Raw genomic sequence first — 17,205 nt, 5'->3', positions numbered from 1 at the left:
TCAACGGCGGCGCTTTCGGCGACACCACGGTTTCGGCCTGTTCCGGCTTGATCGGCACCGGCGCGCCCTTGTAGCGCATTTCCGTCTCCGGCGTTCCCGGATGGCCGGAAGGTTTTTCCTCCGCCCCTGCGGCACCGGTAATGGATAGCGCGGTCGCTGCTAACAGACCGGCGGCAAGTGCTACGTGTTTGTATTTCATGTCGGGCTCCTCCCGCGTCAAAGTAGTTAAGAAAGAATTGAAACGACGTGATGAACACAATGTAAGGTTGTGACCGGGGCTACTCCTTGATATGGGTCAAAAACAACCCCACTTGACATGAGTCAAATGAAAATGAATTTATCGGCTTGTATTCAAGGAATTTGGGCTTGCCGGCACATAATGGCATTCACCGGTCCCGTCCCGGGCAAGTTTCGCAGGAGGGGTTAACCTCGTCGATGCCCGAAGAACCCATGTGCGATTCCATTTTCCGTACCAGTTCCAGCGCGCGCGGCGCCCGCTCCCGGCGCTTGCGCCGCTCGACCTCCGGCGGGCATTTTCGGTTGTTCCAATACGTCACTTGACAGTCGAGACAATAGTGGCATTCGTTGGCGTTGATCTCACCATTCTTGCGGATCGCCTGCACCTCGCACTCGACGGCGCAGATCTGACAGGGACGACCGCACTCGCGATGCCGCCGCAACCAGTCGAAGATGCGGAACTTGCCCGGGATGGTGAGCGCCGCGCCCAGCGGGCAGAGATACTTGCAGTAGAACTTGCGATTGATGGCGGAGACCAGAATCAGTCCGGCGGCGAACACAACGTAACCCCACTCGCGCTGAAAGCGCATGGTGATGGCGGTCTTGAACGGTTCGATCTCGGCCATGCGCTCGGCCTGCACCAGCGATTGCAGCGAGACGCCGAACAGCGCCAGCAGAATAATATACTTCAGCGCCCATAGCCGTTCGTGCACCATCTCGGAAAATTCATATTGCCGCACCCCGAGGCGGCGCGCCAGTTGCTGCGTCAGTTCCTGCAAGGCACCGAACGGGCACAGCCAGCCGCAATAAACCCCGCGCCCCCACAGCAGCAGCGTCACCGCCACAAACGACCACAGAATGAACATCATGGGATCGATGAGAAAACCTTCCCACTGGAAATTGTGCATCGCCGCCTGCGCGAAGGTGAGCACGTTGACGACGGAAAGCTGCGCGAGCGAATACCAGCCGATAAAAACAACGGTGAATATCAAATAGCCATCACGCACATACACCAGCAGACGCGGGCGCTTCGCCAGCCAGTCCTGAAACACCAGCACCAGCGTCAGAAACACCAGACCGGCCACCAGCACGGCGATCTGGAAGGTACTTTTGCGCCAGACTCCTTTCCAGATAGGTTCGTCTTGAACGGAAACGGTTATATTTTTTTTCGGTGCCGCCTGGGAGACCGACGATAATGCCCTGGCATGGGTTACCGCGGCGGGCGGCGCGGATTTGCCGGGGGCGGGCGCCGGCGTCGTAACATTGTCAGAGGCCGGTTTCTCTTTCCCGGAGACAGTCGTCGCATCGGCCGTGATGGGCGCGGGTGGCGGCGGAGGCGAGAGACCGCGGGATTCGGCCACGCGGCGCACGGAACGCATCAGGGTCGCGTTTTCGACCATGACGGTGATGGTGGCTCCGGAGATGGTGTCGATGGCGACGTCGCCGTCGGCGCCGGCCCCGATAACGACGCGGTCGAATACGGATTTATCCTTATATTGCGACACGAAGCGCTGCAGGCGCTCTTCGGATATCCCCACCACCAGGATCGGTTCCTGGTGTTCGACGATGCGCAGGCCCACGATGCGCCCCTGGAGATCGAAGCCCACCAGCGTGTTGATCGGATGTCCGGAATACGCCGGAATGCGGATAACATCGTCCGTCAGATAAGCATAACCGAGCAGGCGCTGGCCCTGATAAATGGCGGCGGACGGTGGCTTGCCCTCGAGGGTGCCGAAGCGGTCGGCCTGCGGGAAAAAATCCCGCACTGTAGGGTAAAGCTCGTCAATCGTCTCCGCGTGCACCGGGGCGGTCATCCCCAGAAACAGGAACAATGCAAACAGGCGAATGGCGGTCGCCAGGAAGGTCACGGAAGGTTCGCAAAATGGGATCGAAGCATAAGCCCTGCATGCATCTCATCAATCCTGATACAGGGAGATTACAGAGGCCTTGACTTCAGTCAAGCCTGGATCACCGCGAAACGCTAGAATGGCGCCGTACGACAGATCAACAAGGGGCGCAAACGTCGTGGAAATAGTTTATTTCACACTCATGGGGATAGGACTGTACTTCGCCTCCGACTGGATTCTGGAGCGCATCGAGACCCGGCGCGGCCACCGCTTTGAAAACCGCTCCATCATCTTTTTTGTCATCATTCTGGTGTTGGCGCTTGTCTCTTTCCAGCTGATCAGCCACTTCAAGCAACCCTGAACCGCTTACCCAATGCAAAAGGGTGAGGACCCCCTCACCCTTTGCGCACCTCGCACGAAAACGTTAATTAGAGTCGCACGTGCGTCGACGTGTTGAGACTCGCGCGCGAGCCGCGCCAGTTGTCGATGTGATACTTGGTAAACGGCAGGCCGGTCAGTTCAAAGAAACGCGGCCAGCCGATGCGATCCACCCACTCGCCCACGCGTTCCCAGGCATGCGCGTCTTTCTTGTACACGCGCAGAATGTTCGTCACGATCGCGGCGGCCTCGGGCCAGCGCGGCGGATTGTTGGGAATGCCCGCGGCCACCAGCTTGTGGAGCGTGGGCTTGGTGCGCGCATTCGAGTTCTTGCCGCCGACCCAGATAGCGATTTTGGAATTTTCCGGATCGTTGATCTGCATCGGCGGGCATGGCGGATAGCAGGCCCCGCAGCACATGCACTTCCTCTCGTCGACTTCCAGCGTCGGCTTGCCATTGACCATGGCGGGACGGATCGCCGCCACCGGGCAGCGCGCCACAACCGTGGGACGCTCGCAGAGGTTGGCGACGATGTCGTGATTGATCTTGGGCGGCTTGGTGTGCTGCACGTTGATGGCGATGTCGCCCTGGCCGCCGCAGTTGATCTGGCAGCAGGAGGTGGTAAGGCGCACGCGGTTCGGCATTTCCTCGTGGATGAACTCCTGATGCAGTACATCCATCAGCGACTTCACGACACCGGAAGCGTCGGTGCCCGGGATATCGCAGTGCAGCCAGCCCTGGGTATGCGAGATCATGGACACGGAATTGCCCGTGCCGCCGACCGGGAAGCCGCCCTTCAAAAGCTCCTCGATCAGCGGTTTCACCTTCTTTTCATCCGCCACCATGAATTCGATGTTGGAGCGGATAGTGAAGCGCACGAAACCGTCGGCATATTTGTCCGCGATGTCGCACAGCTTGCGAATCGTATACACATCCATCTGCCGCTGGGTGCCGGCACGCACGGTCCAGATCTGGTCACCGGTGTGCGACACATGATGCAGCACGCCGGGACGCGGACGTTCGTGCCACGCCCATTGGCCGTAGTTGCGCTTCATTACAGGATGCAGATACTGGAAATGATCCGGCGTACCGGATTCGGTGGGCATACGCGGTTGTGCAGACATTGAATAACCTCCGTTCAATTCAGAATTTCGTTATTTCTCAGCCGGCCTTGGCCAGTTTGAGGCGCGCCACTTCATCGTCCCAGCCGTCCATGCGGATATACGGATTGGTTCGCGGGTGATTGACCATGTTCGGGTCCACCTCCATGCCGAGACCTTCCAGCAGGTTATTGAGGCCGATGCGTTCGATCATCTCGCCGCAACGCTCGTGCTCCAGGCCGTTTTCGGCCCAGAACTCCATGAGGGTCTTGCTCAATTGAACGAGCTTCTCGAAATCCTCATCGGTTTCCAGTTTCATGAACGGCACAATCATCGTTCCCAGGAGATCGCCGATCTTGAGCGTGCGCTTGCCGCCCGCGAGGATGGTGACGCCGCGGTCCTTACCCGGCGACAGCGCCTTGGTCATGACGTTAATGCAGTGCATGCATTTGACGCAGTTGCGGTTGTCTATCTCGAGCGTGTCGTCGGCCTTCAGCTTCAGACACTTGGTCGGGCAACGCGTGATCACGTTGTCCACCACGTACTCGCGGCCCTTCTTCTTGACGAAGTTCTTGACTTCCGCCTGGTTGACCTGAATGTCGTCGCGCCAAGTGCCCAGCACGGCCATGTCGGAACGCTGGACGGAGTTCATGCAGTCGTTCGCGCAGCCCGAGAACTTGAACTTGAACTTGTAAGGCAACGCGGGCCGGTGGATGTCGTCGATGAAGGTGTTCAGCACTTCGCGGTGGGCGCGGCCCTCGTCGTAACAGGAGTGTTCGCAGCGCGCATGTCCCACGCAGGACATTCCCGTGCGCACCGACGGTCCTGCCCCGCCCATGTCGAAGCCCAGCTCGTTGAACTCATCGAAAGCGGGCTGGATTTTTTCCGTGGTACAGCCCTGGAGCATGATGTCGCCGGTCTGGCCGTGCAGCGCGATGAGACCGGAGCCGTGCTTCTCCCAGATATCGCAGAACTTGCGCAAAATATCGCTGGTGTAATGCATGCCGGGCGGCGGCATGATGCGGATCGTGTGGAACTCCTTCGACTCGGGAAATTTTTCGGCGACCTCGGAGAAACGCGGAATTACGCCGCCGCCGTAACCGATGACGCTGGCCGTGCCGCCTTTCCAGTAGCCCTTGCGGGTTTGATAGGAGTGCTCCAACTGGCCGAGCAGATCGACCGCCATGTCGCTGGTCTTGGCCAGACGTTTGATGCCGGTAATGAAGCTGGGCCAAGGGCCGCTTTCGAGCTGATCCAGCATGGGGGTTGCGTGCATTTTTTTGGTCATGGGCTTTCTCCGCCAATCAGGAAGAATTTCGACTTGGGTCCGGACCGGCGTGCGGGGGAGGCTGCCTTTCGATCATCCGCGAATGGCCCCGACCCGGAATACCGTTTCCGAGGCGGTATATTAGGAAACGTGGTGCGCATTAGTATGATCTACGTCAACCTAATGCCATGGCGGCAACCCCATTGGAGATATCCCCCTATCCCTTTGCGGGGGTCAACGGATTGTGCGGGATAATCGTAATACGTAAACGCGGATTAACCCTTGAAAATAACGGCAGAAACGCCGTGGCGCCTTACGTATCACGGCTTGCGACGCGCGTCCCGGGCCACATGGCACGATAACAGACATAGATAAACAGAAATCCGCCGGCGATGGAGATCAGGCCGCCCGCCCCCATGAGACCCATGCCGGTGACGCGGCCGACGCTGTCGAGCGCCTGCGCCGCGCCCGCGACCTTGCGCTGCACGCCGTAACCGCCCGAGATCACCAGGCCCAGCACATGCAGCAACTGGCCGCCGCCGTAGAGCCAGGGCTGGAGGCGAGCCAGTTTCACCTCCGGCGCGCGAAACCCGAGTTGTGGCAGGAGATGATAGGTCAGCCCCATGAACGCGAGCGTCACGCCGACGATATTGCCGTGATAGTGCGCCGGGATGGTGACGTTGGTGCCGCTGATCAGGAAACCGATCGCGCCGCCCGCGCCAAACAGGATCATCGAGGCAATCAACGCCGCACGCAGCGGCTGGCCGCTCCCCGTCGCTTTTCCGGCGTGCCACAGACCATGCAGCAAGGCGAGGCTCAGGGGCAAGGCGGCGAGACTGCCGCCGTAGCGCATGAGCCAGGTGAAGAGTTTGATGTGCTCCACGGACGTTACGGGGTAGGAATAATAGATAATCGGCGTGAAGAAAATCGTTACCAGACCGAAACCGAAGAAAATCAGCGCCACGCGCGGGCTGAGCGTCAATGGCGCGCCCGAGACCGAGGCCAGCCACAGCCACGCGACCAGCATGAGCAGCGTGTAGGTAAATTGCAGCACATGGCCACCGCCCCAGAACAGCAATTCGTAATAAGGCTTGCCGTGCAGAAATTCCGGCACCGTGAAATACGACCAGGCGAAGGCGATGAGCGCCAGCATGGCCGAGACCGCCGCGGTGTTCAGCCCGAAACGCAGCGCCGCCGCGCCCTCCATCCACTGGCCCACCGGCGGAATCGCGCCCATCGCGCGCAGAGTCAGCGCGGCGAAGCCGGCGGCGAACAGCAACAACCCGGTGAGGAACCATGTCTGCTGCAAAACGGGAATGTAATTGCTCATGAGCGCCTCGCCGGCGCCGGAAAAAGGCGCGGCCGCGATCGCCAGGGTGCCGCTGGCGGCAAGCAACAGGGCCAGCCTGCCGGCGCCGAGAAAGCGCGGCGTGGAATTGAGACTCCACAGCGCGCCGCCGAAGGCGAGGAACCACACCAGCACCGAGAGGTCCACGTGCACCACCAGCGCCGTGTGGAAAAAATCCACCCAGGGGAAAAAATTCTGGACATAGGGTGTACGCGCCAGCACCAGCAGCACCGAAAAAATCCCGGAACCCAGCAACGAGACCAATCCCAGCATCAACCAGCCGGTGGCAAGCTGCCGACGGCCGTCGTCAGAAATCGGAAGCGAAAATTCCATTGTGATTGCTCGCTGCTAAAGACACAAAGAAGAACAATAGACTGGATTAACAGGATTTCACAGGATTCACAGAAAAAAATAATTCAGAATTCCATCCCGTGAATTCTTTGCGCTCTTCGCGCCCTATTTAAATATAAACCCGCCGGTACGGGCGCTGAACTCGACGACAAATACCTGCGCCGGCGCAAGCTCGACATCCGCCTCCTTTACGTAGTTGAAATCCGTTACGCGCACGCTGTCCTTGAGCCGCGCGCGCAGATGGTGGCGTCCAACGGGCACCTGAAAGCGTTGATATACCGTGGAGACGCCGTCGCGCGAAAGACCCGCCGGCGGCAGTTCAGCCCGGTAAACCGCCTTGCCATCCAGTTCCAAGTCGAACACCACGGGCGACCGCTCGCGTCCGCACTGGAGCGCCACACGCATGTTGGGCGGCAGTTTCGCCAGTTCGTCCGCGGTGCGGACATGACACTCCTCTTTCGGCTGCCCCGCATGACTGAAGCTCGCCTTGATCAGCGCTATGTCCTTCGGGAAATGCATATAGGCCGGCGCCGACGAAAAATATCCGATCACGGCGACAAACAGGCCGTAAAACACCGCCTGCCCGGAATACTGCATGATCTTTTTCAGCATGATTCGATCCTCATGTCGTTGACACTTTTCCCTCGTCTCCGCCGTGCTCAATCGAGACGCCGGTGCAATCGCGCATCGTGGGTGCTGAAATGTTCGGCAAACCACGTCTTCAGCTGTTGCGCGAACGGCTCTTCACTGAAGAATTCCCCGTCCTCGTAATCGTCCATGATATCGCGGATTTCGTCGAGCAAACGCTCGTGATCCGCCTTGTGCGCGTCGTAATGATCGTAGTTCCTGGCGCGCATGATCTTCTCTTCCAGCGCGAAGTGCGCGGTGATACGCGCAAATATCTCCCCGAGAAAATCCATGACCGCCTCCTCGCCGCCCGGGCGCATCAGGCGATCATGGGCCTCGTTCACCAGGCCGATCAGCTCGCGATGCTCGTGATCCACGGCCGCGACACCGACGGAATATTTTTCATCCCACTCGATAAGAGACATCGTGATCCTCCGGTGGATGGGATGCAGGAGAAGCCGGCGGCGGGGTGGAGCCGTGGCGGTACGGACCCATGGCGCGCAACCGCGCGCGGAATGCCGCGATCTCACTCGCCAGGGTGGCGCCGCCCGCAGGTCCGGCCCATGCCGTGGCCAGCCGCGCGCGCGGCACCCTGCCGCGCAGATACGGATCGCGCTGTCCCGCCAGACGCTGTTCGGTCCATTCCAGACCCAGGCGCTGATAACAATCGCCCGCGATACAGCCCGCGAGCAGCACGCCGTCGGCGTGACGGCGGCTGATCACAAAATCAATGAATGAAGGCGGCAGCGCGCCGACGCAGGGTAATGCAACCGCTCCTACGCCCTGCCCCTTGAGCGCCGTCAAGTCGGAACTGAAGCGGCAACCGAACACCATGACGCGGTCGGTTCCCGTCAGTGACGCGGTGGCGGCGAGGATGCGCGCGCGCATTTCGCGCGTCGTGAGCGACGGCATGTCAATGCCCGGAATCAGATCGCTCACCCGCCGGAATGGCGTGGCGGTGGGACAGGCACCAACGCAGATCCCGCAAGCCGTGCACAGGTCCGGTTCCACCACGGCCTGACTCTCGAACGGCAAGCCGTCGCGCCGCGGCTGCAGGATCACGGCGCTGTAGGGACAGTCGGCGAAGCAGCGGCCGCAACCATTGCAATTCGCAAGGTCAACCACGGCCGCCGGTTCTTCCCGCCGGTGCGGCAACCACGGCAGCAGCATCAACAACAACGTCCCGCCGCCCGCGAGAGCCCAGATCGCGCCCGGCGACCAGAGATCGATCAAGGGATACATGGCCAGATAAAACCAGTCGGGCTGCACCCGGCTGACCAGCGTATCGAGATCGGCCGGTCCCTGGCTGAGCGCTGGATAGATCAGCGACAACGCCGTAAGCGCCAGCAAGCTACCGATCATGATCGGGCGCGGCGGATTGGTTTTGGCGCGGCTGATGCGCAGAATATGAATCCACATGCCCAGCAATAGAAACAGCGGGATGCCGATATGCATGAACACCAGCAGCGAGAAGAAACGGTCGTTGATCGAAGCGCTGTTCAGAAAATTTCGCGCGATCGGCTCGGCAAAAATCGGCAGCCAGTCAAACCACTCGGTGGTCACCACCGCAACATATTGGGCGAGGCGGTCCCACACCAGCCAGTAGCCGCCGATGCCCGAGGCGTACAAGAACCACAACAGAATCACACCGGTCAACCACGCATACCAGCGCACGCCGCGGTAACGGTCCAGCACGAATTCGCGCACCAGATGCAGCAGCACGCTGATCACCATCGCATCCGAGGCGTAGCGGTGCAGGCTGCGCGCCACCCCGCCCACGTACCATTGGGTATGCGTCAGGTATTCGACCGAGCGATAAGCACCGTCGATACTGGTCTCGAAAAAAACATAAACATAGATACCGCTAGCGGCTACCACCCAGAAAAAGAAAAATGACAGCGCCCCGAGGTGATAGAACGGATTGATCCTCGGGCCAAACGCCGCATCGAAGGCACGCTCGAAAAGCGAAAATGCCCGGCGGCCCGCGCGCTGTATCGTCTCGATCAAAACGGATCTCCGCGGAATTCCTAAGAATCCTTAGCAAAAGAGATGAACCGCCATGAACGCCAAGTTTTTTATTCTTACAAAGCAGTCTTTCTTGGCGTCTTGGCGGTTCAAAATCATATTCATTTTATTAGAGGCTCTAAGCCGCTAATCAACAAATACCCTAGCACGCCACTCGGGGAGGGAAATATGACTCAGGTCAAGCTCGCGCGCGGCGGCGATTACGGCGCCATTCGCGGATCAACAGGAAACTCACGGTCCCGATGGAGCCGAGGCCGATGAAAAACCCGATGAATATCGAGTAATCGAAACGGTACTGATCGGACGAGGGATCGTAAACGGTGCAGAACAGCTTGATGCGGCTGCTCAGATTCGACAACAGCGAAGACGATGTCGGCGCGCCAAAGACGAGTTCCTTGAGCGGTTCGACCAGCAGCGGGGTCTCAAAAGTCATGCCATACACCTGGCGGTAAATTTTTCCCTGCGCGTCGACCACCGTGGCCTGGATGAGATGATCGAATCCGTGCGGCGCGCCGTAAGCGATGAAGCCGAGCTCCCGGGTCAGGCCAGCCATCGCCGCGGCATCGGTGCTCAGAAACTCCCAATGCGCGATGTTCACGCTCTGATCCAGGGCGAACTGGCGCATCGCGAATGGCGTGTCTTTGGGCGTATCGAAACCGATGGTCAGCACGTTAAAGCTTTCCGGTCCGAGTGCGGCGCGCGCCGTACGCACCACCTTGGCCAGATGCTGCGTGGTCGTCGGGCAGATGTGATAACAGCTGGTGTAAATGAGGCTGATAACCAGCGGCTTGCCGCGAAATTCAGACATCCGCAGGTTGCGGCCGTCTGCCGCCGTCAGCGTGTAATCGCCGAGGCTCTTGCCGATCGCACCCTGACTGACGCCCAGTGCGGTTTTCTGTTCGAATTTCGATGCCGGGTCTGCCCCCGCCGTCGGTGACGAAGCTTGGCCGGACGTGTCATGCAGCGCAGCCATACCTGGCGAGGCCATGACGCCAGCACCGATCAAACCGAGGAACAGGATGAGTAAATGTTTAATGTGCATGGAGGAATCATATCGGTAAGGAACAGCCGGGCGGGCCCAGTGGTCCGCGTTTACAACCGCCTGAATCTAAGCTGTCTCAAAAACGTCGCGAGCGGCCGTCAGCCGGGTGAGGACGGAGCGCAGGAACCGGAGTGTACACGGCGGCCGAGCACCGCCCGATCCCGGATCACGGACGCGCAGCAGTTTTTGTGACAGCTTCTAGCCCAGTCCCCAGACCTGGGACAAATACTTCCAGTTGACGAAGTAGTACAGGATAAACGTTGTCAGGAACACCAGCGCCAGCACCAGTGTCCCGGGCACGGAGATGCCGCCGATGCCGATGCCGTGGACACCCGCCGCCACCGGTTCAGCGATGAGCGGGATCGCGCTCTTGACCTCGCCCCGGCGCCGGCCGAACAGGACCGAGGCGACGATCTGCAGAACGAAAAGGCCGCCTCCCACGATCGCCAGAATTCCGCTGATGGCCATCAGGCCGAGCATCAGATACGCGACTTCCGGGTACTGGTACTGGAACAGGGCGTTGGCGAACGAGATGTCCCAGTGGCGCCGCGGGACGCCCAGCGTACCGGCGCCCATCATGAACAGCGTAAAGCCGATCATGCCGAAGCCGAACAGATACGGCTGCCACTTAGCGAGTTTCGGCAGAATGACATCGCGTTGGAACAATACCGGCACCAGCCAGTAGGTCAGCGCCATGAAAGCCAGGGTCGTGCCGCCGACGACGGTGGCATGGAAGTGACCCGGCACGTACAGGGTGTTGTGAATGATCAGGTTGATCTGTTCCGTGCCCATCACCACCCCGGTGATGCCGCCGAGGAATCCAAAGATGATCAGCGACAGAAACATGCCGGAGAAGGTCGGATTGCCCCACGGCGCCTTGCGCAGCCATTCAAACAGGCCCTTGTTGAAGCCGCGCTTGCGCTGCGCCGCTTCTATCGCGCCCGGCACCGTCAGACCGTGGATCATGCTCGCCAGCACCGCCAGATACATCGCATAGCTGGTGTTGAAAATTTTCCATTCCGAGCTGATGCCCGGATCGGTCAAAAGGTGATGGGCGCTGGCCAGCTGCAGGAACAGGATGTAGAGCAGGAACGCCATGCGCGAAACCTTCTCGGACAGCGGCTTGGCGCCGAACACCACGCCGGCGATGAGGTACCACACGGCGATGTGGGCCGAGACGTTGATCTGCTGCGAGGAGTGGCCCATGCCCCACCACATGACGCGGTACATCAACGGGTCGATATAGTTGATGAAGCCGATCTTCCACAGGAAGGTCGGGATCAGGATGATCGCGCCCGAGGCGATGGTGAAGATGGCGATGATGCAGGCGGTCAATGCGCCGAACGTCACCACCGGAATCGACCCCTCGCCATAGGTGCGCTCGGCGCGCGCGATAACCAGCGTCCCCAGGAACACGAAGCAGCCGATCAAGGCGCCTACCGCGAAGAGAATAAGACCCAGATAGAAGTGCGGCTCGGCCGACATCGGAACATAGGAGGTCATCATCACGCTCGAACGCCCCTGAAAGACGGCGACCTCGGTCATGATGGACCCGATGACCATCAGCGCAAACCCGAGCCACGCCCAGCGCGGTGCCGCGAGGCGCGACCGCAACAGGGTGCTGGAGGCGAAGTACAACACGGCTATTTCGAAGAAGATGATCCAGAAGATGAGTACGCCGACGCCGTGCGCGGTCAGCAGCATGTAGAACATGTCCGCCTGCAACAAGTGAACCGTCGGCCAGCGCGTCAAGATCATCAACAAGCCGATAACGCCGCCGACCAGCAGGAACACGATTCCCGCGACGGCGTTCAGTTTCATCAGCGTCTCGGCCGGCTTGTGGAACAGCAGGCCGGTGTCGGGACAGGTACGGAATTCTGCGCTATTCGCCATGGGCCGCTCCTCCTTACTTCACGTAGATTCTGCCGGTCATCGTGTGGTGCCCGATGCCGCAGTATTCATTGCACACGACGGTATACTCGCCGGATTTGTTCGGCGTGACCTTGATCACCGTCTCGTAGCCCGGGACCACCATCATGTTGATGTTCTCCGGCTGCAGCGAAAAGCCGTGCAGCCAGTCCATCGACGACAGGTGCAGGCGGTAGGTCTTGCCGTTTTCCAGCTCCAGGATGGGATACCATTCCCACAGCCGCGCCAGCAGGTAAACATCGGCGCCCGCCGGCGGATGCACCACCGGCATGTCGCGCGCGGTTTCCTTGCGCACGGTGTATTGCTCCACCATCGCCTGGACTTTCTTTCCGTACATCTCGGTCGTGGTGCGATAGGCCTCGTTCGAGAGGTTCTGCTTACCGTAGACATGCCAGTACGGCATCATGATGAACATCACGATGGCCCAGACCAGCGCGATGGCGACCCAGAAAAGCTCGACGCCCTCGATCGGTTCTTTCCACCAGATGCGTTCGGCAGGAGGTAGTAAAGTGCTCATGTTAGCGTCTCCCGGATATTATTTGGCCAGAGGGATAGTGACGATTTCCATAATGCCCCACAGGATGTAGAACACCGTGGGAACCACGACACCGATGAATAGCAGCAGAAACGGATTGTCGAGCACCCGTTGCATGGCAGGGACGGCTTGATCCCGACTTCCCGAGCCCGTGTTTTTGGCGGCAGACATGTATATACCTCCTGTGCTGATCAAAAAAACCGTTTGATTACTTTCGCCGGTCTGTTGTAGCGCGCCCGGCGCCATTATTCTTTCGCTGCGGCATTATGCCGCTGTCAATTAAAGACCGATTCGGGCGCTCATCTACTTGACTTAGGTCAATTCGACCAAAAATGATTTACACTTTGACGCGGGTTAAACCAGCAGCGACATGACGCTGAAAAAAAGTCGCGGGCATACGATCAATCTCCATGACTAACATCAAATGTGTCCATCAGGGTTTCCTGATACACCGGTCGCCGAACCCTCGAAAACTTACTCCCGATGCAAAGCGTGTCGACCGCCTCTCCTGACTCTCGCTCCCCGTCACCACGCACGGACAGCCTCTACACGCTGCTGGTTTTTCTCTCCCTCGTTCTAGTGCTGGTCGTCGTCATTCTCAGCGCCTATCTGCGGCTCGCGGGCAGCGGCCTCGGCTGCGCCGAATGGCCGGCGTGTTACGCGCTGATCAAATCACCGGCGGGTGGAACGGAATCGCTCGCCGCCGCGCACCTGGTGCCGGCGTGGGCCACCGTCATTCATCGTCTGGCGGCGTCCACGCTCGGCGCCATGGTGCTGGGCATCACACTGATGGCGCTGCGCCGGAAACGGCAACCGGGACACAACACGGGGTTGTCGCTGGCGGTGCTGGGACTGACGGTGTTTCTGTCGGTACTCGGATACAAAACACCCTCGCCACTGCTCCCGTGGGTGACGCTCAGCAATCTGCTGGGCGGCATGGCGATGCTGGCCATGCTGTGGTGGCTCGGTCAGCGTTCAGTGTCCCCGGTCGTAGGCGATGCGCGCGCGCCGGCGCTGCGGCCGTGGGCGCGCATCGGCGTGTTCATGGTTTTCGTCCAGATCGCTCTCGGTGGGTGGGTCAGCGCCAATTTCGCCGCGCTCGCCTGCGCCAGTCTTCCCGGCTGCGGTAATTTCCCCTGGCTCGACGGTCCCTGGCGCGAGAGTCTCAATTTGTTCCGCGTGCTTCCCGTCACCGACGGCGGCGTCATTATCACCGGCGATGTCGTCAAGCTCATCCACATGATCCACCGCCTCGGCGCCGTGGTTACATTCCTATATATAGGATGGCTGGGGTGGCGCGGGCTCAGGCTGGGAGGCCGCTGTCGCGGCACCGGCACGGCGATGCTGGTCTTTCTACTGCTGCAATTACTGTTGGGCGCCGCCGCGGTGGTTTTCGGCCTGCCCCTGGCGATGGTGACTGCGCATAATGCGGTGGCTGCGTTATTATTGCTGAGTACCGTGAACCTCATGCATCTTGTAACACCGCGAGCCTGAATCTTATGAAAAGACGAACGAGCGGAGCGAATAGGGCTACATAAGATGACGCCTGCCTACACGCTGTCTTCCGCAAAACCCGTCGCCTTCTGGCTGCTCGTCTGCTGCGCGCTGATCTTCGCGATGGTGGTGCTGGGCGGTGTCACGCGGCTGACGCGGTCGGGGCTTTCCATCGTCGAATGGGATCCGATCATGGGCGCGGTCCCGCCGCTCACCCAGACCCGGTGGGAGCAGACCTTCGACAAGTACAAGCAGACGCCGGAATACACGAAGGTCAATTCCGGCATGTCGATCGAGGAATTCAAGGGCATTTTCTACGTGGAGTGGGCGCACCGTCTGCTCGGCCGGCTTATCGGCGCGGTGTTTCTGATTCCGTTTCTTTATTTCCTCGTCCGCCGGCGCATCACGCGTGAACTGGCGCCCAAACTGATCGTCATGTTCGTGCTGGGCGGGTTGCAGGGCGCGCTCGGCTGGTACATGGTGAAAAGCGGACTGGTCGATATCCCGCGCGTCAGCCCCTACCGGCTCACGGCGCACTTGGCGTTTGCCGTCATCATTTATGCGTATATGTTCTGGACCGCGCTCGGACTGCTGTATCCGCCGGAGCCCCGGCCCACGCCCCGGGGGCTCGGCCGTTTTGGCGTGGCGGTGACCGCGCTGATTTTTCTCATGATCCTCTCGGGTGGATTCGTTGCCGGCAACAAGGCCGGGTTCGCCTTCAATACCTTTCCCTGGATGAATGGCCGCTTCATTCCCGAGGGCCTGTATGCGCTGCAGCCACTGTGGTCCAACCCGTTCGAGAACATCGCCACGGTGCAGTTCAACCACCGTCTCCTCGCCTATCTGCTGTGTCTCGTGATCCCGGTTTTCTGGTGGCGGGCGATGCGCGTGGCGTTGCCGGCGCGCGCACGGCTCGCCGTGCATTTTCTGACCGGCTGGCTCGCGGTGCAGGTGCTGCTCGGCATCGCGACGCTGCTGTATGTCGTGCCGATACCGCTGGCGGCCGCGCATCAGGCCGGCGCGCTCGTCCTGTTCAGTGTCGCCCTGACCCTCCAGCATTCGTTGCGGACGCCGCGCTAGCCGACGGCGTCCGCAACGGGCCGTTACAGTTTTTCCCGGGTGACTGGACGCCGGCAATGCCCTTGATTTTCATCAAGGCCCTGAGGCGGAAAACGCTGATACAAGGCTTGTTCCCGATATCCACATACATCGAGTCATGCCGTCGACAGACACATCAGCGCTCCCGGAACCAGGTCACTGGCAGGTATTCTCGGCCGCGCCGCATCGCATGATGTTCTTCCCCGGCGCGGTGCAGGCGGTGCTGATCATGCTTCTCTGGCTCGCGGAATTGGGAGGGCGTGCGGGTTGGTGGGCACCCTTGCCGACGGTAATCCCATCCACGTGGGCGCATGCCTTTCTCATGTTGTACGGACTGTTTCCGTTTTTCATTTTCGGATTTCTCCTGACGGTCTATCCGCGCTGGATGGGCGGTCCGACAGTACCGGCATCGCGCTATATCGCCGCTTTCGGTTTCCTCGCCGCGGGCATGATTTTATTTTATTTCGGCCTGTTCACTTCGCGCATCGTCCTGGCGGCGGCGCTGGCACTGCAACTGCTTGGCTGGGGAGTGACGCTATATGCCTTGCTGGCGGTTTTCCTCCAATCACCCAAACGCGGGTCGCACGAGCGTCTGCTCAACCTGGCCCTCGCCGCTGGCATGCTCGGCATCGCATGTTTTCTCGTCGGTGTTTTCTCCGGCGCGCCGATGGCTTTCTTGCTGGCGCGCGAGTTCGGGCTGTGGCTGTTCATGGTACCGGTGGTGTTCCTGGTGGCGCATCGCATGATTCCGTTTTTCAGCCAAAGCGTGCTTATGAACTACATGATGGTGCGTCCCGCTTGGGGTCCGCCAGTGATGCTCCTATGCGCCGTGGGGCATGTGCTGCTCGAACTCACCGGCCAGACCGCGTGGCGCTTCCTCGCGGATGCGCCGCTGGCGGTGGCGGCGCTGCATCATTCCTGGGTCTGGCAGTTCCGTCGCAGCTTCCACGCGCGCCTGCTGGCCATGCTGCACATCGCCTTTCTGTGGCTCGGCGTCGGGATGACACTCTATACCGTGCAAAGCCTCGCACTGCTGGTCACCGGTGTGGACTACTTCGGACGCGCGCCGTTGCACGCGCTCGGCATCGGTTTCTTCACCGGCATGGTGGTCGCGATGGCTTCGCGCGTCACCCTCGGACATTCCGGCCGTGCCCTGGAGGCCAATGACCTGACGTGGTACGTGCTTTTCAGCGTTAACATCGCCGCCATGCTGCGCATCGTGGCGGAATTTGTGCCTGGTACTGCCGGCGGAACGTTAAACGTCCTTGCCGCGGCAACCTGGTTGGTGTCTTTCCTGCTGTGGGGATGGCTTTACGCGCCGTTGTACCTGCGGCCGCGCCTCGACAGGAAACCCGGATAAATGAAGCCCTACTCCGCTGCGCTCCATTCGTCCTGTCATCATCATTGATGAACAGGGAACAGAAAATATGACTTATTTGCTGCTCAAGTATCTGCACGTCACCTGCGTGGTGTTGTCTATTTCCGGCTTTCTGATGCGCGGCGTGTGGATGATGCAAGAATCGCCGTGGCTGCAAAATAAATGGGTGCGAGTAGCGCCGCATATCATCGATACGGTTTTACTCGGATCGGCGATCCTGCTGGCGATGAAAATCCAGCAATACCCGTTCGTGCAGGGCTGGCTGACGGCCAAGGTGCTGGCGCTGCTGGCCTATATCATCATCGGCGCGATCGGACTCAAATACGGAAGCACCAAAAAAATCCGCGTTAGCGCGTGGCTCGTGGCAATTGCGATATTCGTGTACATCGTGCTGGTCGCGCTCACCCGTCAGGTTCTGCCTTTTGTCGCCTAGCGATTATTGCGGCGGCTTAAATCCACTGGCACGGTTCGGAAGTTTGACCTGCGTCAACCCGATTTCCCGCAAACTAGGCTAAGTTTACAGTTTTAAGGCCCATTCATTTCATGATT

At 60.0% G+C, this 17,205-nt stretch carries 16 protein-coding genes, 1 other RNA gene and 1 pseudogene; 5 read left to right on the top strand and 13 right to left on the bottom strand.

All coding sequences use genetic code 11. From position 1 onward, the window contains the following. Together ACC569_RS10310 and ACC569_RS10305 are read right to left on the bottom strand one after the other, a co-directional pair. Positions 1-199: pseudogene (locus ACC569_RS10310) on the bottom strand (hypothetical protein); the annotation flags it as partial. A gap of 187 nt (positions 200-386) precedes the next feature. Then, complete coding sequence (locus ACC569_RS10305) at positions 387-2,105, bottom strand: 4Fe-4S binding protein (RefSeq protein WP_372523438.1); 1,719 nt, start codon at positions 2,103-2,105, stop codon at positions 387-389. 157 nt (positions 2,106-2,262) lie between these two features. On the opposite strand from ACC569_RS10305, the gene ACC569_RS10300 reads away from it, so the two are divergent. Beyond that, positions 2,263-2,445 (top strand): hypothetical protein, encoded by a 183-nt coding sequence (locus ACC569_RS10300; RefSeq protein ID WP_372523437.1) that lies wholly within the window; start codon positions 2,263-2,265, stop codon positions 2,443-2,445. A gap of 67 nt (positions 2,446-2,512) precedes the next feature. On the opposite strand, the gene dsrB is transcribed toward ACC569_RS10300, so the two are convergent. The 11 genes from dsrB to ACC569_RS10245 all read right to left on the bottom strand — a co-directional run bounded on the left by dsrB (position 2,513) and on the right by ACC569_RS10245 (position 12,857). Then, complete coding sequence (gene dsrB, locus ACC569_RS10295; RefSeq protein ID WP_372523436.1) at positions 2,513-3,586, bottom strand: dissimilatory-type sulfite reductase subunit beta; 1,074 nt, start codon at positions 3,584-3,586, stop codon at positions 2,513-2,515. 37 nt (positions 3,587-3,623) lie between these two features. After that, positions 3,624-4,850 (bottom strand): dissimilatory-type sulfite reductase subunit alpha, encoded by a 1,227-nt coding sequence (gene dsrA / locus ACC569_RS10290; RefSeq protein WP_372523435.1) that lies wholly within the window; start codon positions 4,848-4,850, stop codon positions 3,624-3,626. 292 nt (positions 4,851-5,142) lie between these two features. Then, complete coding sequence (locus ACC569_RS10285; RefSeq protein WP_372523434.1) at positions 5,143-6,510, bottom strand: cbb3-type cytochrome c oxidase subunit I; 1,368 nt, start codon at positions 6,508-6,510, stop codon at positions 5,143-5,145. Positions 6,511-6,633: 123 nt separating this feature from the next. Then, a complete protein-coding gene (locus ACC569_RS10280; RefSeq protein WP_372523433.1) occupies positions 6,634-7,140 on the bottom strand; it encodes a hypothetical protein in 507 nt (168 codons plus the stop codon). Between the two features lie 47 nt (positions 7,141-7,187). After that, positions 7,188-7,580, bottom strand: a complete 393-nt coding sequence (locus ACC569_RS10275) for a bacteriohemerythrin (RefSeq protein ID WP_372523432.1) — start codon at positions 7,578-7,580, stop codon at positions 7,188-7,190. Then, the gene (locus ACC569_RS10270) at positions 7,558-9,162 is read right to left on the bottom strand and encodes a cytochrome b N-terminal domain-containing protein (protein WP_372523431.1); all 1,605 of its coding nucleotides are present in this window, start codon (positions 9,160-9,162) and stop codon (positions 7,558-7,560) included. Before ACC569_RS10270 ends, ACC569_RS10275 begins: the two co-directional genes overlap by 23 nt. 196 nt (positions 9,163-9,358) lie before the next feature. Then, entirely contained in the window at positions 9,359-10,222 is an 864-nt protein-coding gene (locus ACC569_RS10265) for an SCO family protein (RefSeq protein WP_372523430.1), read from the bottom strand. A gap of 73 nt (positions 10,223-10,295) precedes the next feature. Continuing rightward, positions 10,296-10,361, bottom strand: a non-coding RNA gene (locus ACC569_RS10260) — sX9 sRNA. Between the two features lie 59 nt (positions 10,362-10,420). Further along, positions 10,421-12,115, bottom strand: coding sequence for a cbb3-type cytochrome c oxidase subunit I (locus ACC569_RS10255; protein WP_372523429.1), 1,695 nt, complete (start codon positions 12,113-12,115; stop codon positions 10,421-10,423). 13 nt (positions 12,116-12,128) lie between these two features. Then, complete coding sequence (locus ACC569_RS10250; protein ID WP_372523428.1) at positions 12,129-12,668, bottom strand: cytochrome C oxidase subunit II; 540 nt, start codon at positions 12,666-12,668, stop codon at positions 12,129-12,131. 18 nt (positions 12,669-12,686) lie between these two features. Further along, a complete protein-coding gene (locus ACC569_RS10245) occupies positions 12,687-12,857 on the bottom strand; it encodes a hypothetical protein (RefSeq protein ID WP_372523427.1) in 171 nt (56 codons plus the stop codon). Between the two features lie 321 nt (positions 12,858-13,178). On the opposite strand from ACC569_RS10245, the gene ACC569_RS10240 reads away from it, so the two are divergent. The 4 genes from ACC569_RS10240 to ACC569_RS10225 all read left to right on the top strand — a co-directional run bounded on the left by ACC569_RS10240 (position 13,179) and on the right by ACC569_RS10225 (position 17,089). Then, entirely contained in the window at positions 13,179-14,180 is a 1,002-nt protein-coding gene (locus tag ACC569_RS10240; protein ID WP_372523426.1) for a heme A synthase, read from the top strand. 45 nt (positions 14,181-14,225) lie between these two features. Continuing rightward, entirely contained in the window at positions 14,226-15,260 is a 1,035-nt protein-coding gene (locus ACC569_RS10235; protein ID WP_372523425.1) for a COX15/CtaA family protein, read from the top strand. A gap of 136 nt (positions 15,261-15,396) precedes the next feature. Further along, positions 15,397-16,638, top strand: coding sequence for an NnrS family protein (locus ACC569_RS10230; RefSeq protein ID WP_372523424.1), 1,242 nt, complete (start codon positions 15,397-15,399; stop codon positions 16,636-16,638). A gap of 67 nt (positions 16,639-16,705) precedes the next feature. Continuing rightward, on the top strand, positions 16,706-17,089 hold the full coding sequence (locus ACC569_RS10225) for a SirB2 family protein (RefSeq protein WP_372523423.1): 384 nt from the start codon (positions 16,706-16,708) through the stop codon (positions 17,087-17,089). Positions 17,090-17,205 lie beyond the last annotated feature (116 nt).

The sequence above is a fragment of the Sulfuricaulis sp. genome (assembly GCF_041499725.1).
Lineage (GTDB): Bacteria > Pseudomonadota > Gammaproteobacteria > Acidiferrobacterales > Sulfurifustaceae > Sulfuricaulis.
Note: the sequence above shows the minus strand (reverse complement) of the source record. Positions and strands in the feature narration are given on the sequence as shown.